This window comes from Thalassotalea ganghwensis, from assembly GCF_053485795.1.
On the sequence record NZ_JBQRUM010000012.1, the window covers coordinates 38,074 to 64,192 of the forward strand.

Sequence of the window (26,119 nt, forward strand, 5' to 3'; positions counted from 1 at the left end):
AAAAATAGCGCACCTTTTTTCTAAATAATTTGTTCTAAGCGTTATTTTTGTTGGTCAAAATAAATCTAAATCATAATTTGACAGTATGAAAATTAACTAAAAACAATGCAAATTATTAGCTTGTTTTATTATCCATCACCTACTATTGTTAAAAAACTGTGGATATTTAATCGATCACAAAAGGATCCTGTGACGATCCACGGAAAATAAACTAGAACTTATATTGACATCAAAGTAAATTGAATTTAAAATTCGCGCTCTTTTTTAGACCCAGTGTGCTCAAAACGGCTGTTTTGCCAGGGCAACAACAACCGACGGATTAGCGTAATGAAAAGAACATTTCAACCTAGTGTATTAAAACGTAAGCGCAACCATGGCTTCCGTGCTCGTATGGCTACAAAAAATGGCCGTGCTGTAATTGCACGTCGTCGTGCAAAAGGTCGCGCTAGACTTAGTGCATAATTTCTTACCTTAATAACGTAAGAATAGGTAGCCAATATGGTTACTCAAAAATTTAAACGGGAGTCACGCTTGTTGACTCCCGTTCATTTTAAAGGGGTTTTTTCTGATCCCGTTCGTTTTAGTTCTCAACACTTCACTTTACTAACGACTAAAGTTCCAGCAGAAAACAGTCGGTTAGGACTCACCATCGCCAAAAAACGCGTCAAACTTGCCGTACAGCGAAACAGAATAAAACGCATCACTCGCGAAAGTTTTCGTCTTAATCAACATAAACTGCCGAATATAGATATCGTTGTTTTAGTAAAATCAGGTATCGATCAACTTGATAATGAACAAATTCGACACCAAATAGAAAAATTATGGCGAAAAATAATTCAACGATACAATCGTTAGTCATAGCCGTAATTAAATGCTATCAACGCTATATTAGCCCGCTCCTTGGCAACAATTGTCGGTTCACACCAACATGCTCAACTTATGCTATTGAAGCAATTAATCGGTTTGGCGTACTAAAAGGTAGTTGGTTAGCAAGCAAACGTATATTAAAATGCCATCCACTTAATGCGGGTGGAGATGATCCCGTACCACCAATAAAAAAAGAGAAGTAAACTTTATGGAATCTCAACGTAGTTTTCTTTTCATTGCATTAATGGTTGTAACGTTTCTGTTATACCAGCAATGGACATTAGATAATGCACCTGCACCAACGCCTGAAGCTATGGTTAGTGCTGAAACAAACGAAGTAAGCAACAATACCAATGATGACTATGTTCCTGCATCTAGCAGTACGGCCTCACCAAAAGTTAATAAAGTCGCTTCAACACAAAAACTAATCTCTGTTAAAACAGATGTATTGGATTTAAAAATTAACACCCAAGGTGGTGATATTGTAGAAGCAACCCTATTGCAATATGAGACAGAGCAAGGCAGCGGTGTACCTTTTAAAATAATGCAATCTGGTAACTTTAATTATGTTGCTCAAAGTGGCTTAACCGGTGCTCAAGGTATTGATAGAGTAGTAAAAGGCCGACCTATCTATCGCACCGAACAAACAACATACAGCTTAACGGATAATAACAACTTAATTGTAGATTTAACTTATAGCGCTGAAAACGGTTTGAGCGTTACTAAACGTTTTACGTTTTACCCAGGAAGTTACAAAGTTAATTTAGATTACATAATTGATAATAACTCTTCGACAGCCGCAAGTGTTGAGCTTTATGCACAATTAAAACAATCAGCGACGGTAGACAGTTCGAGCGCGTTGATCCCGACCTATCGTGGTGCAGCATATTCAACATCCGAAGAACGCTACGAAAAGTATGACTTTGAAGATATTAAAGATGCAAACTTAAATGTTTCAACCCAAGGTGGATGGGTTGCTATGCTTCAGCACTACTTTGTCTCTTCATGGATTCCTAACGCAGAGCAAGTTAACCAGCTATATACCAGTTATTCTCGAAACAACGAAGCGGTTATCGGCTTTAAAGCGCCAGCGTTAATTATTGACCCTAATGAGCAAAAAACTGCATCAACCATTTTCTATGTTGGTCCTAAAGATCAAGATAAATTAGCTGAAATAGCAGATGGTTTGGATCTAACCGTAGATTTTGGCTTCTTATTTATGATCAGCCAACCATTGCATTGGTTGCTCCTGTTCATTCAAAGTGGTCAAGCATCGCTATTGGGAATGGATATCAACCTAGGTGGCGTTGGTAACTGGGGCTTAGCGATAATTATTATCACCCTAATCGTTAAAGGTGCAATGTATCCATTAACGAAAGCTCAATATACTTCAATGGCGAGAATGCGAGATCTTCAGCCTAAGATGACACAACTAAAAGAGCGCTTCGGAGACGATAGACAAAAAATGTCTCAAGCGATGATGGAGCTTTATCGAAAAGAAAAGGTCAACCCTGCAGGTGGTTGTTTACCATTGATAATACAAATGCCTATCTTCTTAGCACTGTATTGGGTTTTCTTAGAAAGTGTCGAATTGCGTCACGCGACATTTGGTTTATGGCTGCAAGATCTATCGTCGAAGGATCCTTATTACATACTGCCAATCTTAATGGGTATCAGCATGTTTGTTATGCAAAAAATGCAACCGATGACCATTCAAGATCCAATGCAACAAAAAATTATGCAATACATGCCAGTGATGTTTACCATTTTCTTCTTCTGGTTCCCATCAGGTTTAGTTTTGTACTGGTTAGTCAGTAATATAATTTCTATTGTTCAGATGAAGATGATCTTTTCTGGCATGGCAAAGGCCAAGGCCAGTAAATAACGAAGAAAAGCGACTTATGTCGCTTTTTTTTATCCTAAAGTAAAAAACATTTATAATCTTGAAATAACGACGATTTAATTAGGCAAATCATGAGTCAATCTACTTCAACACTCGCTGGTAAAGAAACGATAGCCGCACAAGCCACAGCTCCTGGAAGAGGTGGTGTAGGAATAATTCGAGTATCAGGTCCAGCAGCTAAGAAAGTTGCATTAGCTATTTTAAATAGACAACCAGAAGTTCGAAAAGCAGAGTACTTAACCTTCAACAGTTTAAAAGGCCACGCATTAGATCAAGGTATTGCTTTATTCTTTAAGGGTCCTAATTCATTCACGGGAGAAGATGTACTTGAATTACAAGGGCATGGCGGTCCAGTAATACTCGATATGTTATTGAAGGAGATATTATCGTTACCTGATGTCAGGATGGCAAACCCTGGAGAGTTCAGTGAACAGGCATTTTTGAATGATAAGTTAGACCTTACCCAAGCGGAGGCTATTGCTGATCTTATTAATTCAAGTTCAGAACAAGCTGCTCGATGCGCCTTGAATTCGCTACAAGGTGATTTCTCTAAACTGGTTAACGCTATGGTAGAGAACACCATACATTTACGAATGTATGTTGAGGCAGCTATTGACTTTCCTGAAGAAGAAATAGACTTTCTTGCTGATGAGAAAATCGTATCAGATTTAAAAGCGATTATTCGCGAAGTTGAGCATGTCCAACAACAAGCACAACAAGGAGCCATTATTAGAGAAGGTATGAGGGTTGTTATTGCTGGGCGACCTAATGCAGGAAAATCAAGCTTACTAAATGCATTAAGCGGCAAAGAAAGCGCCATCGTTACAGATATAGAAGGTACAACTCGTGATGTACTAACAGAGCAAATACATATCGATGGTATGCCACTTCACATTGTTGATACAGCTGGATTACGCCACAGCGATGATAAAGTGGAGCAAATAGGTATAGAGCGAGCTTGGCAAGAGATTAAACAAGCAGACCGCATTTTACTAATGGTTGACTCGAGTAACGAACAAAATCTTAATCATAAGGCATTATGGCCAGAATTTTTTGATCGTTTACCTGAAAATATCGGTCTTACCATAGTACAAAACAAAGCCGATATTTCTGGTGCTAAAACCGGCTTAAACGATCAAGCTGAGCACCCAATCATTACCCTATCAGCCAAAACCGGCGATGGTGTTACTGCACTTAAAGAGCACTTAAAGGCCATCATGGGTTATCAAGGTAACCTTGAAGGGGGCTTTATGGCTCGCAGGCGTCATTTAGCAGCATTAGAACAAGCTCACTACCATTTAGTTACCGGTTTAGAACAACTCGAATCCTATGTTGCCGGTGAAATTTTGGCTGAAGAACTTAGGTTATGCCAACAAGAACTTAATAAGATCACGGGTGAATTTACCAATGATGATCTTTTAGGACAAATCTTCTCTTCGTTCTGTATTGGCAAATAAAGCAAGGGACAATGTAATACCAATTGAAGTAACAATATACTGTAAGTACCGCCCTTATTAAGCCATAATCTCGCTAATTCAACCAAGCGAGAACAACTATGGCAAATATTCAAATAATCGTTGGCAGTATGCTCGGAGGAACCGAGTATATTGCTGAAGCATGTCAAGAAACCCTATTATCACTTGGGCATAATGTTGAATTGCATTTACAGCCAAATTATCAAGAAATAGCAAAAAACAACCAAATATGGCTAATCTGTACATCAACACATGGTGCAGGAGATTATCCAGATAATATCGCAGCTTTCGTAGATTCGATTGAAAACTCATCAGACGATCTACATGGCATACCCTTCTTTGTTATTGGTGTTGGTGACAGTAGCTATGATACATTCTGTTTAGCCGCCAAAAACTTATCAAGCCTATTAAAATCAAAAGGTTGCAAAGAAATAATCCCATTAAAAACCTACGATATGCTCGATGAAGGTGATCCCGAAGAGCTTGCTCAGATCTGGATTGAAGAAAATAAAGATCATTTATAAAGTGTTTATACATAAGTTATCCACTAATCAAGGGGTAAATACCACGTAATGTGGATAACTACGCTAATAACCTATTAATTACCGGTTGTTATTCAGTATATAATAATGATTCAAATTAGCTCTGTGGATAAACAGGCTTTTTGATCATAGCTTATACGTGAAATGATCAATGTTTGATCACAAGTTAATGGATCACTTAACTAAATGAAATTAATGTATAAAATAGACTTATCAACAGAAACGCTCTGATCTAATAATAAGTAATAATAAGATCTTTAAATAGATCTTATATATTATTAGAAAGATCCTAACGTGATCTTTTCTATAAAATGATCATTCCCCTAATGATTAAAAACAGGTAAAATACGTGCCCTTTTTATAATTTATTGCGGTATAAGGTTGTTCATTAAATGTGGTATCAAGACTCATATGATGTAATCGTTGTTGGTGGTGGTCATGCTGGGACAGAAGCTGCGTTGGCCTCTGCTCGTATGGGCTGCAAAACATTATTGCTTACTCATAATATTGATACTCTTGGCCAAATGTCTTGTAACCCGGCTATTGGTGGGATCGGAAAAGGACATTTAGTTAAAGAAATCGATGCCTTAGGTGGATTAATGGCAACCGCTATTGATCATTCCGCGATACAATTTCGTACCTTAAATGCAAGTAAGGGACCTGCTGTAAGAGCAACTCGAGCACAAGCAGATAGGGCGCTATACCGTTCATTTGTAAGAAATTTTTTAGAAAATCAGCCTAACTTAACGATCTTCCAACAACCATGTGATGATCTTATCCTTGAGAACGATCGTGTCGTTGGTGTCTCAACCCAAATGGGATTGAAATTTAAAGGTCAAACTGTTGTACTTACCGTTGGGACTTTTCTTGCAGGACAAATCCATATTGGCCTCAATAATTATCAAGGTGGTCGAGCTGGTGATCCTGCGAGTGTTAATCTAGCAAACAAGCTTCGAGACATGCCATTTAGGATTGACCGTTTAAAAACGGGTACCCCACCACGATTAGATGCACGCAGTTTAGATTTTTCGGTAATGGAAGAACAACCGGGTGATGAACCTCGTCCTGTATTCTCTTTTATGGGATCGCGAGAAGATCATCCTAAACAAATTTCATGTTACATCACTCATACCAATAGCAAAACTCATGACATTATTCGTAATGGCTTAGATCGCTCACCGATGTACACCGGTGTTATTGAAGGCGTTGGCCCTAGATACTGTCCTTCAATTGAAGACAAAATAATGCGATTTGCTGATAAAGAAACTCATCAAATTTTCGTTGAGCCAGAGGGGTTAACAACGCACGAAATTTATCCAAATGGTATTTCAACCAGTTTACCTTTTGATGTGCAAATGGATTTAGTTCGTTCGATTAAAGGCTTTGAGAATGCTCATATAACGCGACCTGGATATGCTATTGAGTATGACTTTTTCGATCCTCGAGATTTGAAACAAACGTTAGAAAGTAAATTCATTGAAAATCTATATTTTGCTGGGCAGATTAACGGTACTACCGGCTATGAAGAAGCTGGTGCTCAAGGCTTAATTGCTGCAACGAATGCCGCTGCTCGCGTTCAAGGTAAAGATGAACTCATCCTAGGACGCGATCAAGCATATATGGGCGTTCTTATTGATGATTTAGCGACGTTAGGGACAAAAGAACCTTACCGGATGTTTACCTCTCGAGCAGAATATCGTTTATTGCTAAGAGAAGATAATGCTGATATTCGCCTAACCGAAATTGGTTACAAACTTGGTTTGGTTGATGAGAGCCGTTGGACTCGCTTCAACCAAAAAATGGAATCAATCGAATTGGAACGCCAACGTTTAAAATCAACGTGGATCCAAAAAGATCACTGTGCCGTTGAACAGATTAATCAATTAGTTAAAACCCCGATTAGCCGAGAAAACTCATTGGAAGATCTTATTCGTCGTCCTGAAGTTAGATACGATGATCTGATGGCCATTGAGGGCTTAGGTGAACCATTAGTTGATCGTCAAGCTGCTGAACAAGTAGAAATACAAATTAAGTATGCGGGTTACATAGAACGACAACTAGATGATATTGCAAAGAAAAAGCGTCATGAAGATACTTTAATCCCAATTGAATTTGATTATCGTCAAATTTCTGGCTTATCAAATGAAGTAGTGGCAAAATTAACAGAAGCGAAACCAGAAACTATCGGCAAAGCATCAAGAATATCTGGTATTACACCGGCGGCAATATCGCTATTGCTGGTGTATTTGAAAAAACATGGACTATTACGTAAATCAGCATAACGCTCACTGGATAGAAGTTAATGTCATTACAACAAGAACTAGAAGGCTTATTGCGTCAAACGCAATTGCAGCTAGATGAACAAAAAAAGTCATTGTTGATTCAGTACGTTGAAATGCTGGCAAAGTGGAATAAAGCGTACAATTTAACTTCGGTAAGAAATCCCAGTGATATGCTGATAAAGCATATTATGGATAGTTTAATGGTTGGCCCGCATATTCATGGTCAACGACTTATCGATGTTGGCACTGGACCAGGGTTACCAGGTATTCCTTTAGCAATTATGTATCCTGAAAAAGAATTTACTTTACTTGATAGTTTAGGAAAGCGAATTACATTTTTGCGACAGGTTGTTTTTCAATTAAAACTTGCTAATGTAACACCAGTATTAAGTCGGGTTGAAGAACATCACCCTGAGAATTTTTATGACGGTGTGTTAAGCCGTGCGTTTGCTTCAATGGAAGATATGGTTGGCTGGTGTAAACACCTTGTTGATGTGGATAAAGGCCGTTTTTTTGCGCTTAAAGGACAGTTTCCTGAACAAGAACTGTCAAATTTGCCAGAAGATATTCTTTGTGTGCAAAGTCACTCTATCATCGTACCGGAACTCGTCGGTGAACGACATTTAATTGAACTTAAGAAGCTCTAATAATAATAAGGTTTGAGGTGCTTGTGGGAAAAATAATCGCAGTTGCCAACCAAAAAGGTGGTGTAGGAAAAACGACTACCGCAGTAAATTTAGCCGCATCGCTAGCCGCGACTAAACGGAAGATTTTATTAATAGACCTTGATCCGCAAGGTAATGCCACCATGGCGAGTGGTATTGATAAATATGAAGTACCAGCAACTTGCTATGAGTTACTTATCGATGAAAAGCCCTTTGAGCAGGTCGTTTGTAAAGAAACGAGTGGACTTTACGATTTACTAGCTGCCAATACCGATGTAACTGCTGCAGAGATCAAGCTCATGGAAGTCTATGCCAGAGAGCAGCGCTTAAAAAAATCATTAGCGCCTGTGGTTAACTATTATGACTTTATCATTATCGACTGCCCTCCTTCGCTAAATATGCTCACTGTTAATGCGATGACTGCCGCAGATTCTGTTTTAGTGCCAATGCAATGTGAATACTATGCGTTAGAAGGATTGACAGCATTAATGGATACCATTTCTCAATTAACCGCTGTTGTAAACGGCGATTTACATATTGAGGGGATTTTACGAACTATGTATGATCCACGTAATCGATTAGCAAATGATGTTTCTGAACAATTAAAACGCCATTTTGGCGATAAAGTGTATCGCACGGTTATCCCTAGAAATGTTCGTTTGGCTGAAGCCCCAAGTTTTGGAGCGCCGGTAATGTATTATGATAAATCGTCTACAGGTGCCAAAGCATATTTAGCCTTAGCCGGTGAAATATTAAGAAAAGCAGAGCAAGAACGAAAAGCGAAAAAGCAAACCGCTGCGTCATAAGAACAATCAGCAAGGAATATTATGAGTCCATCAAAACGAAGAGGCCTTGGTCGAGGCTTAGATGCCCTTCTTACCAGTGCTCCGAAGCATAAAGCATCTGAAGATCAAGAAATTACGTCTAAAGCTGATCAAAGTGAATTACAAAAATTACCAATAGAAAAGTTACGTCCTGGTAAGTATCAACCGCGTAAAGATATGTCACCAGATGCGTTGGAAGAACTTTCTTCTTCGATTAAGTCGCAAGGCATCATTCAACCTATCGTTGTTCGCCCTATCGATGCTGATAACTATGAGATTATTGCCGGTGAACGTCGTTGGCGAGCAGCTCAATTGGCAGAAATCGATCTTGTTCCTTGTTTGATAAAAGATGTGCCTGATGAGGCAGCTGTTGCTATGGCGTTGATTGAAAATATTCAACGTGAAGACCTCAACGCTATGGAAGAAGCGGTCGCGCTTGAGCGCTTATTAACAGAGTTTGAATTAACTCATCAGGAAGTTGCTGATGCGGTAGGCAAATCGCGAACGGCTGTTAGTAACTTATTGCGATTAAATAATCTTAATGCTGAAGTTAAAACGTTATTAGAACATGGCGATATTGAAATGGGCCATGCACGCGCTTTGCTTGCTTTGGAAAATGATCTGCAAACCGCGACTGCAAGAACAGTTGCAGCAAAAGAACTAACGGTTCGCGAAACGGAAGCCTTGATTAAAAAGCTTCAACAGCCAGAAAAACCAAAAGTTGAAAAAGAAAAAGATCCTGACACTAAATCTTTAGAGCAGAATTTATCTGAAAAACTTGGCTCACAAGTTACTATTACCCATAGTAAGAAAGGTAAGGGTAAAATGGTTATTTCATACAGTAATCTTGATGAGCTTGACGGAATAGTAGCCAGATTCAGCTCTTTTTAGTGCTTTAATCACAGTAATAAAAAAAAACACTAATAATCGTTTATAAAGAGGGCAACAAATGCCCTCTTTTGTTGCATTCACGCCGTAATTAAGTATACTTGCGTCGACTTTTTAAAGTTATTAAAACGACTTTAAAAGTGTATAAGTTTTACGAAGATTTTCGTTTGGAGAGTCAAGTGAGTACTTGGCAAAATAATGCCTTAGCAAAAAATGGTCGGCAATTTGCCATAAAACAATTATTTGCTATGTGCATCGTCGTAATAGCTTGTACGGTAACAACATATTTTATTTGGGGATTATCCTATGCATATTCAACTTTGGTTGGTGGCATTGTAGTGATAATCCCTAATGTTGTGTTTGCACTTAAGGCATTTAGATATGCAGGCGCAAGTAAAGCCCAATTAGTGGCTAAGTCATTTTATAGTGGCGCAAAATTAAAATTAGCATTAACGGCTATCTTATTCGCACTCGCTTTTAAATTTTTAGTGCTGGTGCCGTCGGCTTTTTTAACAGGATTTTGTTTGGTTTTGGCGATGCCATTACTAACACCAATTTTTATAAAAATTTAGACTTTAAACTTTAATCATTAGGACTAAACTATGGCTTCAAGTGCTGAAATAACCAGCCAAGAATATATAGGCCACCATTTAACTAATGCTAAAATGTGTATGGCTGACGGCGGCGTTGCTTTTAACAAAGCATGTGCTGATGCAGGCTTTTGGACATTACACATTGATACATTAGGCTGGTCGCTTTTCTTAGGTATGGTATTTTTATATATCTTCCGTTCTGTTGCGAAAAAAGCTGAAACTGGTGTTCCAGGTAAACTTCAATGCGCGGTCGAAATGATCGTTGAATTTGTTGAAGACAGCGTAAAAAGCTCATTTCATGGTAATAACCCTGTTATTGCGCCATTAGCATTAACCATATTTGTCTGGGTATTGTTAATGAATGCAATGGATTGGGTACCCGTTGATTTGATCCCAACACTTGCTAGTCTTGTCGGGATTCACTATATCAAATCAGTCCCAACTACCGATATCAATATGACTCTAGCGTTAGCGCTAGGTGTATTTTGGTTGATTATTTACTATTCAATCAAAGTAAAAGGTGTTGGTGGATTTATTAAAGAATTGAGTGTGCAGCCTTTTGGTCATTGGACACTCTATCCGGTCAACTTTGTGCTTGAAGTGGTTACATTATTAGCTCGTCCACTTTCATTAGCATTGCGTTTGTTTGGTAATTTATATGCTGGTGAATTGATATTCATCTTGATTGCAACCATGGGTGTTTGGCAAATATTCGGCCCTCACTTCTTATGGGCAGCATTCCACTTGTTGGTTATTCCATTGCAAGCATTTATTTTTATGACGCTAACTATTGTTTATTTGAGTTTAGCGCACGAAGATCACTAACCTTTCGGGATTAGGTTAGAACGGTGAAAACCGGCCCGAAGGGCAAAGGGTAAGGAAACCCAAACAAAATTTTAACTTTTAACTTTTAATTTTACTTTAATAATCGGAGATAAAAATGGAAAACTTAGGTTTACTATATGTAGCAGCTGCGTTACTTATCGGCTTAGGTGCATTAGGTACAGCGATCGGTTTCGGTCTTTTAGGTGGTAAGTTCTTAGAATCTGCTGCTCGTCAACCAGAATTAGCACCTCAACTTCAAGTTAAGATGTTCATCGTTGCTGGTCTTATCGATGCGATCGCAATCATCGGTGTTGCAATGGGTCTATACATCCTATTCGTTAAAATTGGCTAATTAATAAATCAGTCTTTTTTAATCGTCATATTTAATAGGAGGTACACAAATGAACGTTAATGTCACTTTTATCAGTGAAATGATCGCATTTGTCGTATTCGTAATTTTCTGTATGAAGTTTGTATGGCCACCAATTATTGGTGCGATTGAAACTCGTCAGAAAACCATTGCAGACGGCTTAGCCGCTTCTGACCGTGCAGCTAAAGACCTTGCCTTAGCGCAAGAAAAAGCCACGGCGCAATTAAAAGAAGCTAAAGCGCAAGCAGCACAGATTGTTGAAGCTGCTAAAAAGCGTGAAGCACAAATTATTGAAGAAGCTGCTGTTAAAGCTCAAGCTGAGAAAGAAAAAATCTTAGCTTCAGGTCATGCAGAAATTGAGACTGAACGTAACCAAGCAAAAGAAGAATTACGCAAACAAGTTGCGGTTCTTGCTGTTGCTGGTGCTGAGAAAATTCTCGAGCGTTCAATTGATGCCGCTGCTCATAGCGACATCTTAGATAAACTTGTAGCTGAACTTTAAGAGGGAATAGAGCTATGTCTGAATTGACAACCGTCGCTCGTCCCTACGCTAAAGCAGCGTTCGACTTTGCTGTTGAAAATGGTGCCGTAGACAACTGGCTTGATATGTTAGTGTTTGCTGCAGAAGTTGCTCAAAACGAAACAATGACAAGCTACCTATCTGGTGGCGCGTCAGTTGAGCAGGCCACAGACATATTTTTAAAAGTTTGTGACGAGCAACTCGACAGCAATGGCCAAAACTTAGTTAAAGTAATGGCTGAAAATGAACGTTTGTTGGTGCTACCACAAGTCTTAGAACTATTTAGCGCATTAAAAGCTGAATACGAGAAAGAGATATCTGTGGATGTTACATCTGCTGTTAAATTAAAAGCAGCGCAACAAAAAGTAATTAGCGCCGCGCTTGAAAAGCGTTTGGCTAGAAAAGTAAAGCTCAATTGTGTTGTAGACGCTAACGTCGTGTCAGGCTTATTAATTAAAGCGGGCGACTTAGTTATTGACGGTTCAGTACGAGGTAAACTGGATCGTTTAGCAACAACAATGCAATCTTAACGGGGAACAGAGCATGCAACTGAATTCCACTGAAATCGCTGAACTGATCAAGAATAGAATTGAGAAGTTTGACGTAGTTAGTGAAGCTCGTAACGAAGGTACTATCGTTTCTGTAACTGACGGTATTATTCGTATCCATGGTCTTGCTGATGTAATGCAAGGCGAAATGATCGAACTTCCTGGCAGTCGTTACGCTATCGCGTTAAACCTTGACCGTGATTCGGTCGGTGCGGTAGTTATGGGTCCTTATGCGGACCTTGCTGAAGGCGTAAAAGTAAAAGGTACTGGTCGTATTTTAGAAGTACCAGTAGGTCGTGGCCTATTAGGTCGTGTAGTTAACACCTTAGGTGAACCAATTGATGGTAAAGGTCCAATCGATAATGATGGCTTTTCTCCAGTAGAAGTGGTTGCTCCTGGTGTTATCGATCGTAAATCTGTAGATGAGCCAGTGCAAACTGGTATCAAATCAATCGATTCAATGATTCCAATTGGTCGTGGTCAGCGTGAGCTTATCATCGGTGACCGTCAAGTTGGTAAATCGGCAATCGCATTAGATGCTATCATCAACCAGAGAGACACAGGTATCAAATCTATCTACGTTGCTGTTGGTCAAAAAGCATCAACTGTTGCAAACGTAGTACGCTCTTTAGAAGAGCACGGTGCTTTAGAAAATACTATTGTTGTTGTTGCATCTGCTTCAGAAGCTGCAGCGTTACAATACTTAGCGCCATACTCAGGTTGTACCATGGGTGAATACTTCCGTGACCGCGGTGAAGATGCGTTAATCGTATACGATGATTTGTCTAAGCAAGCTGTTGCTTATCGTCAAATTTCATTGTTATTACGTCGTCCACCAGGACGTGAAGCATACCCAGGTGACGTATTCTATCTTCACTCACGCTTATTAGAACGTGCTGCTCGTGTAAACGAAGCTTACGTTGAGCGTTTTACCAACGGTGAAGTAAAAGGTAAGACAGGTTCATTAACTGCATTACCTATCATTGAAACACAAGCGGGTGACGTTTCTGCTTTCGTACCAACTAACGTAATTTCGATTACTGATGGTCAGATCTTCTTAGAATCTAACCTATTTAACGCGGGTATTCGCCCAGCGGTAAATGCGGGTATCTCGGTATCTCGTGTTGGTGGTGCAGCGCAAACGAAAATCATCAAGAAATTAGGTGGTGGTATCCGTTTAGCCTTAGCGCAATATGCTGAATTAGCAGCGTTTGCTCAATTTGCTTCAGACTTAGATGACGCAACTCGTGCTCAATTAGAGCATGGTCAACGTGTTACTGAATTAATGAAGCAAAAGCAATATAGCCCATTATCAATCGCTGAAACTGCTGTATCGTTATTTGCAGCGGAAAAAGGTTATTTAACAGACGTAGAAATTAACAAAATTGTTGATTTTGAAGCGGCGTTATTAACTTACGCGAAAAATGAGTGTGCTGATTTAATGGCTACAATCAACGAAAGTGGCGATTACAACGGTGAAATCGAAGCAGGTTTAGCGAAAGCAATTGAAACATTCAAAGCTACGCAAACTTGGTAATTTGTTAACTTTCGGAGAGTAGAGTCATGTCCGGCGCTAAAGAGATAAAATCGAAGATTGGAAGCGTACAAAATACGCAGAAAATCACCAGCGCGATGGAAATGGTTGCAGCAAGCAAAATGCGTAGAGCGCAGGATGCTATGGCTGCCTCTCGTCCATACGCTGAAAATATGCGAAATGTGATCGGTCACATCGCGCTTGGTAACTTAGAATATCGCCATCCTTATTTGGAAGAGCGTGAAGTTAAGCGCGTAGGCTATATCGTTGTCTCTACCGACCGTGGATTATGTGGTGGCTTAAATATTAACTTATTTAAGCAAGTGTTAAATGATGCTGCCAAATGGCAGTCTCAAGGTGCAGAAGTTGAATTTGGTGTTGTTGGCTCTAAAGCAACAGCTTTTTTCAATAGCATGGGCGCCAACGTAACATCACAAATTTCTGGGTTGGGTGATAGCCCTTCAGTTACTGACCTTATCGGTAGTGTTAAGGTGATGCTGAATGCCTATGACAATGGTGACATAGATAGGTTGTTTATCGTATTCAACAAGTTTGTTAATACGATGACACAACAGCCGACCATCGATCAACTTTTACCTTTACCAAAGTCAGACGATGACGCAATAAAACATCGTTGGGACTACTTATATGAGCCTGATGCGCAAGTATTACTTGATCAGTTATTGGTTCGTTACACAGAGTCTCAAGTATATCAAGGTGTAGTTGAAAACCTCGCATGTGAGCAAGCTGCTCGTATGGTTGCGATGAAAGCCGCAACAGATAACGCGGGTGATTTAATCAGCGAATTGAAATTGGTATACAACAAAGCGCGTCAAGCAAGTATTACTCAAGAGTTGAGTGAAATTTGTGCAGGTGCTGCAGCGGTATAGGTAAATGTTCTTGTAAAAGAGCACAATTATAGAGGATTAAACATGAGTACAGGTAAAGTCGTCCAAATCATTGGCGCAGTTGTGGACGTAGAGTTTCCACAAGATGCTGTACCTCAGGTATATGACGCATTAAAAGTTACTGAAGGTGACCTTTCAGGCTTAGTACTTGAAGTACAACAGCAATTAGGCGGTGGCGTAGTTCGTTCAATCGCTATGGGTTCATCTGACGGTTTGCGTCGTGGTCTGAACGTAGAAAACACAGGTAATAACATCCAAGTACCAGTAGGTACTGCTACTTTGGGTCGTATTATGAACGTATTGGGTGAGCCAATTGATGAAGCTGGCCCAATCGGCGAAGAAGAAAGATGGTCAATTCATCGTGAAGCGCCAGCATATGCTGACCAAGCTGCTGCGAATGAGTTGTTAGAAACTGGTATCAAAGTAATCGACTTAGTATGTCCATTCGCTAAGGGTGGTAAAGTTGGTTTATTCGGTGGTGCTGGTGTTGGTAAAACCGTAAACATGATGGAGCTTATCCGTAACATCGCTATCGAGCACAGTGGTTACTCTGTATTCGCTGGTGTTGGTGAGCGTACTCGTGAGGGTAACGACTTCTATCATGAAATGAACGATTCAAACGTACTTGATAAAGTGGCGTTGGTTTACGGTCAGATGAATGAGCCTCCAGGAAACCGTTTACGTGTTGCGATGACAGGTTTGACAATGGCTGAGAAGTTCCGTGACGAAGGTCGTGACGTACTTTTCTTCGTTGATAACATTTATCGTTATACACTTGCGGGTACTGAGGTATCAGCACTATTAGGTCGTATGCCTTCTGCGGTAGGTTATCAGCCAACTCTTGCAGAAGAGATGGGTGTATTACAAGAGCGTATTACCTCAACTAAGAAAGGTTCAATCACTTCAATCCAAGCGGTATACGTACCTGCAGATGACTTGACTGACCCGAGCCCAGCAACAACCTTTGCTCACTTAGACGCAACTGTTGTACTTAGCCGTGATATCGCAGCACAAGGTATCTACCCTGCTATCGATCCACTTGACTCAACATCACGTCAATTAGATCCATTAGTCATTGGTACTGAGCATTATGAAGTTGCTCGTGGCGTTCAATCAACGTTACAACGTTATAAAGAACTTAAAGATATTATCGCAATCTTAGGTATGGATGAGCTTTCTGAAGAAGACAAGCAAACAGTATCTCGTGCTCGTAAGATTCAGCGTTTCTTATCTCAGCCGTTCTTCGTAGCAGAAGTATTTACAGGTTCACCTGGTAAGTACGTATCACTTAAAGACACAATTGCTGGCTTTAAAGGCATTCTTGCCGGTGATTACGACGATTTACCAGAGCAAGCTTTCTACATGGTTGGTTCTATCGAAGAAGCAACTGAAAAAGCTAAAAACATGTAATGTAGGTTGGCAATTAGCTTCTTAATTGATGCTAATTGCCTGTTTAGGAGGTCAACATGACATATACGAGTGTCAATCTGAATGTTGTTAGTGCTGAAGAAAGTTTGTTTTCTGGCCCTATTGAATCATTACAGATCACAGGTAGTGAAGGTGAATTAGGTATTATGCCTGGTCACGCGCCTTTACTGACCTCACTAAAACCAGGTATGGCAAGAATCGTTAAGAAAGGTGGAGAAGAAGAAGTTCTCTATTTATCTGGCGGTATGCTAGAAGTTCAGCCGAACCATGTTACCGTGCTTGCAGATGTTGCAACACGCGTTGATGATTTGGATGAGCAAGCTGCTGAAGAAGCGAAGAAACGTGCTGAAGAGCATATGAATGCTCACGGCGATGACGTGAACTACGCAGAAGCTGCTGCTGAACTTGCTCGTGCTGTAGCGCAATTACGTGTTATTCAAGCGGCTAAAAAGAAAATTTAAGCCTAACTGAAAAGAACACTAAGTTTTAGTGATAAAAACGACCGATTATGGTCGTTTTTTTTTTGCTAAAATTTTATTCAATAGTCGTGCGTTTTTAGAAATATTAACTATAGTTTTTTTATAACTAATGGAAAAATAATGATAAATGACGGAAACGAACTATAGTTATTTTGTTGCAGCGGCGGTTGTTGCCTCAAAGCTCAATGCAGCTACCCATATCGCGAAAAACCTTTCTTTAACTGCCAGTAATGCCAGAGCTGTTGCGTTACGTGCTGGCATGAAAGCCGCTGGTTTTAGGCCGTTAACGGACTTTATTGATCGATTAGCTAATATAACCATCTCGTCCTCACTTCAAATAAATCAAATTGCAGCAGAGCTAAGTAAAATAGCTAGCAATAAGTTTCGCACTGATAGCGCTATCGGTTACTTCGAAAAGGTTTATCAAAAGGCAAAAGATAGCCCGTATATCGATACCTTATCATCCGGTTACCGCAGAACCGTCAAAGAGCAAAGCAGCTTAGGAAGCGAGTACCGTAAAAAACTTATCGCATTGACTAATCAGCTTGAGCAACTTAAAGATGAACTTAGAACAGCGATTATACTAGCGACTTTATCGCGTGTTGAAGCTTCTCAAGCAGGCCCTTCCTTTGAAGAGCAATTGAAAAATGTTGCAGATAACGTTGAACAGTCAGCTGATATTATTAGAGAGTATATTAGCTCTTCTTTACAACTTGTAAGCTCGTTGGAGCAGGAACGCTCATGAAAGTATTTCCACTTTTTGAAAGTAATAGTCATCAATGGCTGGTGTTTGGTCGTGACGACGAAAAACCTGATGAAATTATCGATACTAATCAATATATCGTTATTACAAAAAATAACTCTCTGTTAATGGATCCAGGTGGCATTGAATTATTTTCTGCCATGCTGGCTATGGTAATAAAGCAAATTCCGGTAGAGCAAATAACGCATTTATTCGCCTCCCATCAAGACCCAGATATTATCTCTTCTTTGGGGTTATGGGACCAAGCATTGAATAATGCCACTCTTCATTCGCCTTGGCTTTGGGAAGGATTTATCCGCCATTTTGGCATGAATAATATCAATTATAATCCAATACCTGATAAAGGCAGTTCGTTAGTAATCGACAATGTGAAACTTGAATTTATTCCCGCACACTATTTACATTCATCTGGTAATTTTAATGTTTACGACCCGGACGCTAAGATATTGATGTCTGGTGATATTGGCGCTGCACTTGAACCAGCAGAGTCACCTATGTTTGTAGAAAACTTTACTACACATATTGAAAAGATGAAGTTATTTCATCAACGTTGGATGCCGTCTAATAAAGCAAAAAATGACTGGGTAAATCGCGTAAGAAAGCTAGATATAGATATGATGTGCCCCCAGCATGGCAGAATATTCAAAGGTGACGATGTACAGCGTTTTCTTGATTGGTTTGAAGCTCTGGAAGTTGGTAAGTTGTTGGACAAATAACTAAAGGAATCTTTATCATATTAAAATTATGAAATTTTAACTGCTTAACCATAGCCATCGTTGCTAAAACCTAGTTACAATAAACTAGGTTTATCAGTTACGGAAATATTATGAGTTTATCAGTTGTTATCTTAGCGGCGGGAAAAGGGACTCGCATGCGCTCCTCTTTGCCTAAAGTACTTCACCCTATAGCAGACAAACCAATGGTTAGTCATGTGATAGATGCTGCAAGGTTACTTAACGCTGAAAATATTTACGTTGTCTATGGCTTTGGTGGCGAAGTGCTTAAAGCCTCGGTGACTGGTGATGATCTGACCTTTGTTGAACAAAAAGAGCAGTTAGGCACTGGCCACGCAGTTGATATGGCAAGCCCTTATATAAAAGACGATGAAAATATTTTGGTGCTTTATGGCGATGTGCCGTTAACACAAGTGTCTACGCTAGAGCGACTCATTGCGGTTAAACCAGAAATGGGAATGTCTTTGCTTACGGTTAATCTTCAAGATCCAACAGGATATGGTCGTATCGTCAGAGACAATGGCAACGTTGTCGGTATCGTTGAGCATAAAGATGCTACGGCAGAACAACATAAAATTAATGAGGTTAATACTGGCATTTTATTTGCCAATGGTGGCGATTTAAAACGTTGGTTGAGCAACCTTTCTAATGATAACGCCCAAGGAGAGTATTATTTAACGGATATTATTGCGGCTTGTCATCAAGAGGGAAAAACCATTGAGACTGCTCATCCAGATTCAGCTATAGAAGTTGAAGGAGCTAATAATCGTATGCAATTAGCTGCACTCGAACGAGCTTTTCAATTAAGAGAAGCAGAGCAATTAATGATAGCGGGGGCTAGCTTACGTGATCCTCACCGAATTGATATTCGCGGTAAGATAGTTATCGGTCAGGAAGTTAAAATCGATATTAATTGCATATTTGAAGGTGAGGTAGTTCTTGCTAATAATGTCAGTGTTGGTGCAAATTGTATTTTGAAAGATTGCTCTATCGGTGAAAATGTTGTCATTAAACCTAATACTATTATTGAAGGGGCGGTGATTGGGGATGATTGCTCGGTTGGCCCTTTTGCGCGTTTACGTCCAGATAGCATAATGAATAAAAACTCTCATGTCGGTAACTTTGTCGAGATGAAAAAATCGGTCCTAGGTGAAGGTAGTAAATCGGGTCATTTGACCTATTTAGGTGATGCAACTATCGGTAAGTACGTCAATATAGGTGCAGGAACGATTACTTGTAACTATGATGGTGTTAATAAGTCTCAAACCATTATTGATGATCATGCTTTTATCGGTTCAAACAGTTCGCTTGTTGCTCCAGTATTTGTTGGAAGTGTAGCAACGATAGGTGCTGGCTCTGTTGTAACTAAAGACGTTGATAGTGGCGAACTTGCAATTGCGCGAGGCAAACAAAAAAATATTACCGGATGGCAACGACCAACAAAAAAGTAACTGATGAAGCTATTAAGTAAAAGTTTATTGATTATCACTTTGGTATTTACCGGCTATTTGAAAGCTGAGCAATTGCCATTACGAATTGTTGCTGATGAGAGAAAGCTTTTACAATATCAAGTCAATAATACCGCTCAAGGGCCAAGTGCTGAATTACTTCAAATGATACTCGCGCAAGCTAGTTTGCATGGACGTATCGAATTTATGCCCTGGTCTCGAGCGTTTAATATTGCTAAAAACCGTCCTAATACCATGCTATTAACTGTTATTAGAACTCCTGAAAGGGAAGCATTGTTTCATTGGTTGTTGAAGGTTAGTGATGTCGTTAAGTCTTTTATTTCTTTAAAAGCGTTGCCAGAGAACTATATAACTTCCATCGAACAAGCGAAAACAAAGGTCGTTGCTGTCGTTAGAGGATCGGCTAGCCATCACTTTTTAACATCTAAAAGCTTCAGTGAAGGCGTTAACTTATATGTGGTTAGTTCGGTGGATGAGACGATATCGATGCTACTTAATAAAAAAGTTGACCTTGTTTTTACGCCTCCAGCGGTGTTCGCCAATTATTTTGCTGCCAAAAATTTAAAAGGTGAAGACTATATTCATTACTCAAGCTTTCCTGAAACTAAGAAGGAAGGATATATCGCTCTTAATAAAGCTTCCGATCCTGCACTAGCTGAAATGTTGATTAAAGCGAGCTCTGCCGTTAAGAAAAGCGATAACTACCAACGACTTCTCAAATATAAGCCTTTAATTAGTGAGTAAAATCCTTACGCTTTGCGTCTTATCAATATTATTGGTGTCACCGAAAAGAAAATATTGATTAAATAGTCAAAAAACTTATAATAACTTTCGTTTTGAAATTTAAAGTGGTCAATCGAAAGATATGTCAAAAAGAAATACCAAGCAGCGTCGTCATATTATCATCACAGAACTTAACCAACATGGTGAAGTTAGCGTTGATCAGTTGGCGAAGAAGTTTGATACCTCAGAAGTTACTATCAGAAAAGATTTGGCAGCGCTTGAAAATAGCGGGTTATTATTGCGTCGTTATGGTGGTGCAGTTCCCTTACCTACAGAACTCATTGAACCAAAAAATGAAAAAGTTTCGAAACGAAAGGTAGCAATAGCAAAGAAAGCAGCCAGCCTGATCAGAGATCACAACCGTATTATTATTGATAGTGGTAGTACGACGTCAGCCTTGGTTCAGCAAATTGGTAAAAAAGACGGTTTAGTGGTGATGACCAATTCATTGTCAATTGCGCAAGATATTCATGCCCTTGAAGATGAACCGACCTTGCTAATGACCGGCGGTACTTGGGATCCCCATTCTGAATCATTTCAAGGAAAAATTGCTGAAAGTGTTCTGCGATCTTATGACTTTGATCAGTTGTTTATCGGTGCAGATGGTATCGATATAGAGCGCGGTACAACAACGTTTAATGAATTATTAGGGTTAAGCCAAGTTATGGCGCAGGTATCACGTGAAGTGATTGTCATGGTTGAATCCGATAAGTTTAATCGGAAAATCCCGAATTTAGAAATTCCTTGGCAACAGATACATACGGTGATCACCGATGATGATTTGTCGCCAGAAATAAGAGAACAGTTAGTGGCGCAAGGTGTAAACCTTGTTTGTGCCAAGTAATAGGTAAAGGATAAGAGTATGTGTGGAATTGTTGGTGCAGTAGCGCAACGTGATGTTGCTGATATCTTGGTTGAAGGATTAAAGCGGTTAGAGTATCGAGGTTATGATTCAGCGGGGGTTGCGATAATCGACCACGATCAGCAACTCAAGCGTGCCCGCCGTTTAGGTAAAGTACAAGAATTAGCAGATGCATTGATTGCACAACCTATCTCTGGTGGCACCGGTATCGCTCATACTCGCTGGGCTACACATGGCGCGCCAAGTGAAATTAATGCTCATCCACATATTTCCAGTGACAATATTGCCGTGGTTCACAATGGTATTATTGAAAATCATCAGGAGCTGAGAGAAAAACTACAAAACTTAGGTTATCAGTTTAGCTCTGAGACTGATACGGAAGTGATTGCCCACTTAGTCCATCACGAGCTAAAAACTGCGTCTTCTTTACTGACTGCCGTGCAAACAACGGTTAAACAACTTGAAGGTGCCTATGGTACGGTGGTTATGGACAGTAATGATAACAGTCGCCTCGTTGTTGCGCGCTCTGGTAGCCCACTTGTTATTGGTTATGGCTTAGGAGAAAACTTCATTGCTTCAGATATGATGGCACTATTACCTGTTACGCGTAAATTTGCGTTCTTAGAAGAAGGTGACGTTGCCGAAGTAACACGATATGAAGTGAGCGTTTTTGATACGAATGGCCAACCAGTAACGCGTGAAGCAAAAGAGCATGAAGTAAGCCAAGACAGCGGTGATAAAGGTGAATACCGTCATTACATGCTTAAAGAAACCTATGAGCAGCCAACAGCAATTCGCAATACCTTAGAAGGTAGGTTAATTGGTGGCAAGCTTGATCAAAATAGTTTTGGTCAAGGCGCTGATGATATTTTCAAAGAGATTGAACATGTGCAAATTATCGCCTGCGGTACCAGTTATCACTCTGGTATGGTGGCGCGTTATTGGTTGGAAGCTATGGCTGGCGTTTCTTGTAATATCGAAATTGCCAGTGAGTTTAGGTACCGTAAATCACATGTCCCTAAAAATGCTTTGTTAGTAACGATTTCACAGTCTGGTGAAACAGCGGATACCCTCGCCGCATTGCGCTTAGCGAAAGATTTAGGCTATCGCGCCAGTTTAACCATTTGTAACGTTCCAGGCTCGTCGTTAGTGCGTGAATCAGATCTCGCTTTTATGACCAAGGCTGGCGCAGAAATTGGTGTAGCATCTACCAAAGCGTTTACTACGCAATTAGTTGGCTTGTTAATGATGACCTTAGCCATTGGCCAGCATCATGGTATGTTAGAATCTACGCAACAAGAAATTGCCCAATCGTTAATGACTTTACCAAATAAGTTAGATGAAGTGCTCTCACTCGCTGCATCTATTGAAGATTTAGCGGAAGACTTTGCTGATAAACATCATGCGCTATTTTTAGGCCGTGGCGACCAGTACCCTATTGCCATGGAAGGTGCTTTAAAGCTCAAAGAAATTTCTTACATACACGCTGAAGCATACGCTGCCGGCGAATTAAAGCATGGCCCGCTCGCGTTAATTGACGCAGAAATGCCGGTAATAGTAGTAGCGCCTCAAAACGATTTGATTGAAAAATTAAAGTCTAACGTCGAAGAAGTTCGTGCTCGTGGCGGTTTAATGTATGTTTTCGCTGATACCGATGCAAAATTTGAAAGTGATGACACCATGACGGTCATAAACGTGCCACATTGCGACGATATTATTGCACCAATCGTATACACCTTGCCGTTGCAGTTATTGTCATATTACGTGGCAATTATCAAAGGTACAGACGTTGATCAACCACGTAACTTGGCAAAATCGGTAACCGTTGAGTAAAAATAGCTTTTAAGGTTAAGCTATAAGAGAAGATATCTAAGCCCTTTCTTTATCAAGAAAAGCAGGGCTTTTTTAGCTTGAACGATTAAAAATTATAAGAAGAAACGCTATCGCTTAAGTGTTCTTTGGTTATATGGAAATTTTTCACTTAGTTTTGTGAAGTTGTTTTTAGGGTGTAGATGATGACAATTATAGGTATTGATTTAGGCACAACTAATAGTGCAGTTGCTGTTTGGAAAGAAAATGAGTTAGTTCAATGTTCCAATCGTTTGGGGAAGTTTTTGACTCCTTCCATTGTCGGTCTAGATGAGCAAGGAAATGTTGTCGTTGGAGAGGTCGCGAAAGAACGTTTAATTTCATACCCTGAAAAAACCGTTTCAATATTTAAGCGGCTTATGGGGACCGAACATAGAGTAATACTCGGTAAAAAAAGCTTTTCTGCACCAGAGCTATCTTCATTGGTAATTAAGTCTCTCATTGAAGATGCTGAACACTTTTTAGATAAAAAGGTTTCAGAAGTCGTGATAAGTGTTCCTGCCTATTTTAATGAAAATCAGAGAGCTGCTACTAAGTTAGCTGGCGAGTTAGCCGGAGTTACTGTTAAACGACTAATTAATGAACCCACGGCAGCCGCAATGGCGTATGGATTGGATGAGCGGGCTCAGGGTACGTTCATGATACTAGATATGGGGGGCGGTACTTTTGATGTTTCTATATTGGAGTATTTTGATGGAGTTATGGAAGTTCACGCGAGTGCAGGCAATAACTATCTAGGTGGTGAAGACATTGTTGATAGTTTAGTTGATAGCGTTTTATCTGAGCTTGCAATAGAAAAAAAATCACTGTCTTCATTAGAAAAGCATCAACTCTTTCAGCAAATGGAAAATGTTAAGAAAAATATAGAAACGTTTGATGGTAACACCATAGAATTGACATTAGCTAAAGAGTCATTCAAGTGGTCAGTTACTCAACAGTGGTTTTCACAGGTCGTTACACCTATTCTTCTCAAAGTTAAACAGCCTATTATTCAAGCATTAAGTGATGCTCAAATGCGAGTATCTGATATTGATGAAGTCATTTTAGTCGGTGGTGCTACTCGTCTTAAACTTTTTAAAATGCTCGTAGCCAAATTGTTTGGTAGGTTGCCTTCATGTAATGTAGATCCTGATTTAGTGGTATCAATTGGTGCTGGAATTCAAGCAGGGCTCATTGGAAAAAATTCCGCTTTAGAAGATATAGTGCTTACTGATGTTTGTCCCTATACTTTAGGAACTGAAATTCAAAACGAACATGGTGCGAGTTCGTTTATGCCTATTATCGAACGCAACTCTACTGTTCCGATAAGTATTGAGCGTGGACTAGTAACTGTTCAAGATAATCAGGAGTTGATGACGATTAAAGTTTATCAAGGTGAGCATAGGAACGTTCAGCAAAACGTATTTTTAGGGATGCTTACGGTAAAGGTACCTAGAAATAAAGCCGCTAAGGAATCGGTCATTATTAGGTATAGCTATGATATGAGTGGCTTATTAGAAGTTGACGCAACCGTTCAATCGACAGGCAAGAAATATAACAAAATTATTGAAAATGCTCCTGGCGCATTATCTCAATCTGAAATAGAGGCTTCAAAAGCTCGATTACAAAAACTCAAATTTCATCCGAGAGAAGATGAAGTTAACAAGAAACTTATCGCACAAGCTGAAAGAATTTTTGCCACCAGTATAGGGCAAAAAAGAGAAGAAATTAGTCGATTACTCGGTCAATTTGAAGCGGTCTTAAACAATCAAAACCCAATTGAAATAGCTAAAGCTGTCACTAGTTTTGAAAAAGTACTGGAACAATTCGAGCAGGAGGATTGGGTGTGATAACTTGTTGGGAAGTTTTAGATATTGATGAAACGGATAGTTTAAAAGATATAAAATCTGCTTACGCAAAAAAGCTTAAATTTACTCGCCCTGAAGACGATAAAGAAGCCTTTCAACAATTAAGTGAAGCTTATAAATATGCGCTTTATCTTGCTAAAGAAAAGATAACAAAGAATATCTCTGTTGAGCAGGTTAAAAAAGTCGAAAATACCAATGAAATAGCAGAGCAGAACACTGTTTCACATAACGTGGAATTGAGTGAAGAGCAACAGATCTATCAAGACAAGGCAGAGAAGGAATATCAGAAACTAAAAGCAAAAATAGAAGAGACTATTCATGATGACTTGGTTAGAAATAGTCTTTCATTTTGGTCTTTCATCACCAAATCAGAGTACATTCTAGATCCACATTTTAATCAACAGCTAGGTTTGTTTGTCCTGAGTTATATTGATGAGTATAACCAGAAAAATATTATTACAAAGCGGCGAAAAGGTCATACTTACCGTGATACAAGAGCTGCAGTTAAAGCTGATGTACTTGTGTATTTGGATTCCATTTTTGCTTGGTCTAGTCAGTTCGACATGGTAATTCATTATTTGGGTGAAGATATAGCCAAAAGGCTATATAAAGATATTAATAGCCAAAGTTTGGCTACTCGCGAAGATCAACTTTTACAATCCGTAAAAGGTGGCGTGATAAAAAAACAACACCGAGCAAATCAATCTGGTGAAGAAAAAGTAGCATTGGTTCTAAATGCTTATGATAACGTAGTTAAATTATCAAGCTTTGCTTTGGTCATAAATTTTATTGCCTGTTTGGCTTTAGTCGCTGGCTCACTAAGTAAAGGCGACATGATCATAACAACTGTTGGTACAATTGCTGGTTTTATAACAGCTATTTTGTTTTTTGGTATTAGAAGCCGAAAAAAAGCAGCTTTCTTCGGGGTGTGGATCTACGCATTTGTGCTTGTGTCTATGTTTCCTATTGGCACTATAGTGGGCGTTTTACTGCTAATTAACCTTTATCGTGCGAGAAACTTTCACACATCTATATAGTTGTTTTAAAAGGGAGCGGTGAGGCTTGTGTCTCATTCGTATTTGATTATTGACTTTTTGTATCTCAATCCTACTATACGTTAACAACCGTGGTAAAAAGCTAT

General features: G+C 39.5%; 27 protein-coding genes. All 27 read left to right on the forward strand.

From position 1 onward, the window contains the following. Nucleotides 1-327 precede the first annotated feature (327 nt). The 27 genes from rpmH (at nt 328) to ACSLUH_RS13020 (ending at nt 26,015) form a co-directional block, all read left to right on the forward strand. A complete protein-coding gene (gene rpmH / locus ACSLUH_RS12890; RefSeq protein WP_011045771.1) occupies nt 328-462 on the forward strand; it encodes a 50S ribosomal protein L34 in 135 nt (44 codons plus the stop codon). Between the two features lie 36 nt (nt 463-498). Then, a complete protein-coding gene (rnpA, locus tag ACSLUH_RS12895; RefSeq protein WP_448567617.1) occupies nt 499-855 on the forward strand; it encodes a ribonuclease P protein component in 357 nt (118 codons plus the stop codon). Then, nucleotides 822-1,070, forward strand: a complete 249-nt coding sequence (yidD, locus tag ACSLUH_RS12900) for a membrane protein insertion efficiency factor YidD (RefSeq protein ID WP_448567619.1) — start codon at nt 822-824, stop codon at nt 1,068-1,070. Before rnpA ends, yidD begins: the two co-directional genes overlap by 34 nt. Nucleotides 1,071-1,075: 5 nt before the next feature. After that, nucleotides 1,076-2,752, forward strand: a complete 1,677-nt coding sequence (gene yidC, locus ACSLUH_RS12905) for a membrane protein insertase YidC (protein ID WP_448567621.1) — start codon at nt 1,076-1,078, stop codon at nt 2,750-2,752. An 89-nt stretch (nt 2,753-2,841) separates the two neighbouring features. Further along, the gene (gene mnmE, locus ACSLUH_RS12910; RefSeq protein WP_448567623.1) at nt 2,842-4,227 is read left to right on the forward strand and encodes a tRNA uridine-5-carboxymethylaminomethyl(34) synthesis GTPase MnmE; all 1,386 of its coding nucleotides are present in this window, start codon (nt 2,842-2,844) and stop codon (nt 4,225-4,227) included. Nucleotides 4,228-4,325: 98 nt separating this feature from the next. Further along, a complete protein-coding gene (locus ACSLUH_RS12915) occupies nt 4,326-4,769 on the forward strand; it encodes a flavodoxin domain-containing protein (RefSeq protein ID WP_448567625.1) in 444 nt (147 codons plus the stop codon). A 410-nt stretch (nt 4,770-5,179) separates the two neighbouring features. After that, on the forward strand, nt 5,180-7,069 hold the full coding sequence (gene mnmG / locus ACSLUH_RS12920; protein ID WP_448567627.1) for a tRNA uridine-5-carboxymethylaminomethyl(34) synthesis enzyme MnmG: 1,890 nt from the start codon (nt 5,180-5,182) through the stop codon (nt 7,067-7,069). Nucleotides 7,070-7,089: 20 nt separating this feature from the next. Further along, entirely contained in the window at nt 7,090-7,716 is a 627-nt protein-coding gene (gene rsmG / locus ACSLUH_RS12925) for a 16S rRNA (guanine(527)-N(7))-methyltransferase RsmG (protein ID WP_448567629.1), read from the forward strand. 23 nt (nt 7,717-7,739) lie between these two features. Further along, nucleotides 7,740-8,540: a ParA family protein gene (locus tag ACSLUH_RS12930; protein ID WP_448567631.1), complete on the forward strand. Its 801-nt coding sequence runs from the start codon at nt 7,740-7,742 to the stop codon at nt 8,538-8,540. 21 nt (nt 8,541-8,561) lie between these two features. After that, a complete protein-coding gene (locus ACSLUH_RS12935; protein ID WP_448567633.1) occupies nt 8,562-9,449 on the forward strand; it encodes a ParB/RepB/Spo0J family partition protein in 888 nt (295 codons plus the stop codon). Nucleotides 9,450-9,625: 176 nt separating this feature from the next. Then, the gene (locus ACSLUH_RS12940) at nt 9,626-10,018 is read left to right on the forward strand and encodes an ATP synthase subunit I (protein ID WP_448567635.1); all 393 of its coding nucleotides are present in this window, start codon (nt 9,626-9,628) and stop codon (nt 10,016-10,018) included. 30 nt (nt 10,019-10,048) lie between these two features. Further along, nucleotides 10,049-10,864 carry a F0F1 ATP synthase subunit A gene (gene atpB, locus ACSLUH_RS12945; protein WP_448567637.1) on the forward strand — a complete coding sequence of 272 codons (816 nt, stop codon included), beginning with the start codon at nt 10,049-10,051 and terminating at the stop codon, nt 10,862-10,864. Between the two features lie 115 nt (nt 10,865-10,979). Beyond that, complete coding sequence (atpE, locus tag ACSLUH_RS12950; protein WP_074496250.1) at nt 10,980-11,216, forward strand: F0F1 ATP synthase subunit C; 237 nt, start codon at nt 10,980-10,982, stop codon at nt 11,214-11,216. 49 nt (nt 11,217-11,265) lie between these two features. Continuing rightward, the gene (gene atpF / locus ACSLUH_RS12955; RefSeq protein WP_448567639.1) at nt 11,266-11,736 is read left to right on the forward strand and encodes a F0F1 ATP synthase subunit B; all 471 of its coding nucleotides are present in this window, start codon (nt 11,266-11,268) and stop codon (nt 11,734-11,736) included. A 14-nt stretch (nt 11,737-11,750) separates the two neighbouring features. Then, nucleotides 11,751-12,284 (forward strand): F0F1 ATP synthase subunit delta, encoded by a 534-nt coding sequence (gene atpH / locus ACSLUH_RS12960; RefSeq protein ID WP_448567641.1) that lies wholly within the window; start codon nt 11,751-11,753, stop codon nt 12,282-12,284. Between the two features lie 13 nt (nt 12,285-12,297). Further along, nucleotides 12,298-13,839, forward strand: a complete 1,542-nt coding sequence (gene atpA / locus ACSLUH_RS12965; protein ID WP_448567642.1) for a F0F1 ATP synthase subunit alpha — start codon at nt 12,298-12,300, stop codon at nt 13,837-13,839. A 26-nt stretch (nt 13,840-13,865) separates the two neighbouring features. Next, nucleotides 13,866-14,726 (forward strand): F0F1 ATP synthase subunit gamma, encoded by an 861-nt coding sequence (atpG, locus tag ACSLUH_RS12970; protein ID WP_448567644.1) that lies wholly within the window; start codon nt 13,866-13,868, stop codon nt 14,724-14,726. Between the two features lie 42 nt (nt 14,727-14,768). Further along, the gene (gene atpD / locus ACSLUH_RS12975) at nt 14,769-16,154 is read left to right on the forward strand and encodes a F0F1 ATP synthase subunit beta (protein WP_448567646.1); all 1,386 of its coding nucleotides are present in this window, start codon (nt 14,769-14,771) and stop codon (nt 16,152-16,154) included. A 56-nt stretch (nt 16,155-16,210) separates the two neighbouring features. Continuing rightward, nucleotides 16,211-16,633, forward strand: coding sequence for a F0F1 ATP synthase subunit epsilon (locus ACSLUH_RS12980; protein WP_448567648.1), 423 nt, complete (start codon nt 16,211-16,213; stop codon nt 16,631-16,633). A 145-nt stretch (nt 16,634-16,778) separates the two neighbouring features. Further along, complete coding sequence (locus tag ACSLUH_RS12985) at nt 16,779-17,396, forward strand: hypothetical protein (RefSeq protein WP_448567650.1); 618 nt, start codon at nt 16,779-16,781, stop codon at nt 17,394-17,396. After that, a complete protein-coding gene (locus ACSLUH_RS12990; protein ID WP_448567652.1) occupies nt 17,393-18,130 on the forward strand; it encodes an oxygen-binding di-iron domain-containing protein in 738 nt (245 codons plus the stop codon). The genes ACSLUH_RS12985 and ACSLUH_RS12990 overlap by 4 nt, the downstream gene beginning before the upstream one ends. Before the next feature lie 110 nt (nt 18,131-18,240). Continuing rightward, complete coding sequence (gene glmU, locus ACSLUH_RS12995; RefSeq protein ID WP_448567654.1) at nt 18,241-19,599, forward strand: bifunctional UDP-N-acetylglucosamine diphosphorylase/glucosamine-1-phosphate N-acetyltransferase GlmU; 1,359 nt, start codon at nt 18,241-18,243, stop codon at nt 19,597-19,599. A gap of 3 nt (nt 19,600-19,602) precedes the next feature. Beyond that, nucleotides 19,603-20,361, forward strand: coding sequence for a substrate-binding periplasmic protein (locus tag ACSLUH_RS13000; protein ID WP_448567656.1), 759 nt, complete (start codon nt 19,603-19,605; stop codon nt 20,359-20,361). Between the two features lie 121 nt (nt 20,362-20,482). Continuing rightward, on the forward strand, nt 20,483-21,244 hold the full coding sequence (locus tag ACSLUH_RS13005) for a DeoR/GlpR family DNA-binding transcription regulator (protein ID WP_448567658.1): 762 nt from the start codon (nt 20,483-20,485) through the stop codon (nt 21,242-21,244). Between the two features lie 18 nt (nt 21,245-21,262). Further along, nucleotides 21,263-23,095, forward strand: coding sequence for a glutamine--fructose-6-phosphate transaminase (isomerizing) (glmS, locus tag ACSLUH_RS13010; protein WP_448567660.1), 1,833 nt, complete (start codon nt 21,263-21,265; stop codon nt 23,093-23,095). Between the two features lie 179 nt (nt 23,096-23,274). Continuing rightward, entirely contained in the window at nt 23,275-24,960 is a 1,686-nt protein-coding gene (locus tag ACSLUH_RS13015; RefSeq protein ID WP_448567662.1) for an Hsp70 family protein, read from the forward strand. Continuing rightward, nucleotides 24,957-26,015: a J domain-containing protein gene (locus ACSLUH_RS13020; protein WP_448567664.1), complete on the forward strand. Its 1,059-nt coding sequence runs from the start codon at nt 24,957-24,959 to the stop codon at nt 26,013-26,015. The genes ACSLUH_RS13015 and ACSLUH_RS13020 overlap by 4 nt, the downstream gene beginning before the upstream one ends. Nucleotides 26,016-26,119: the final 104 nt, after the last annotated feature.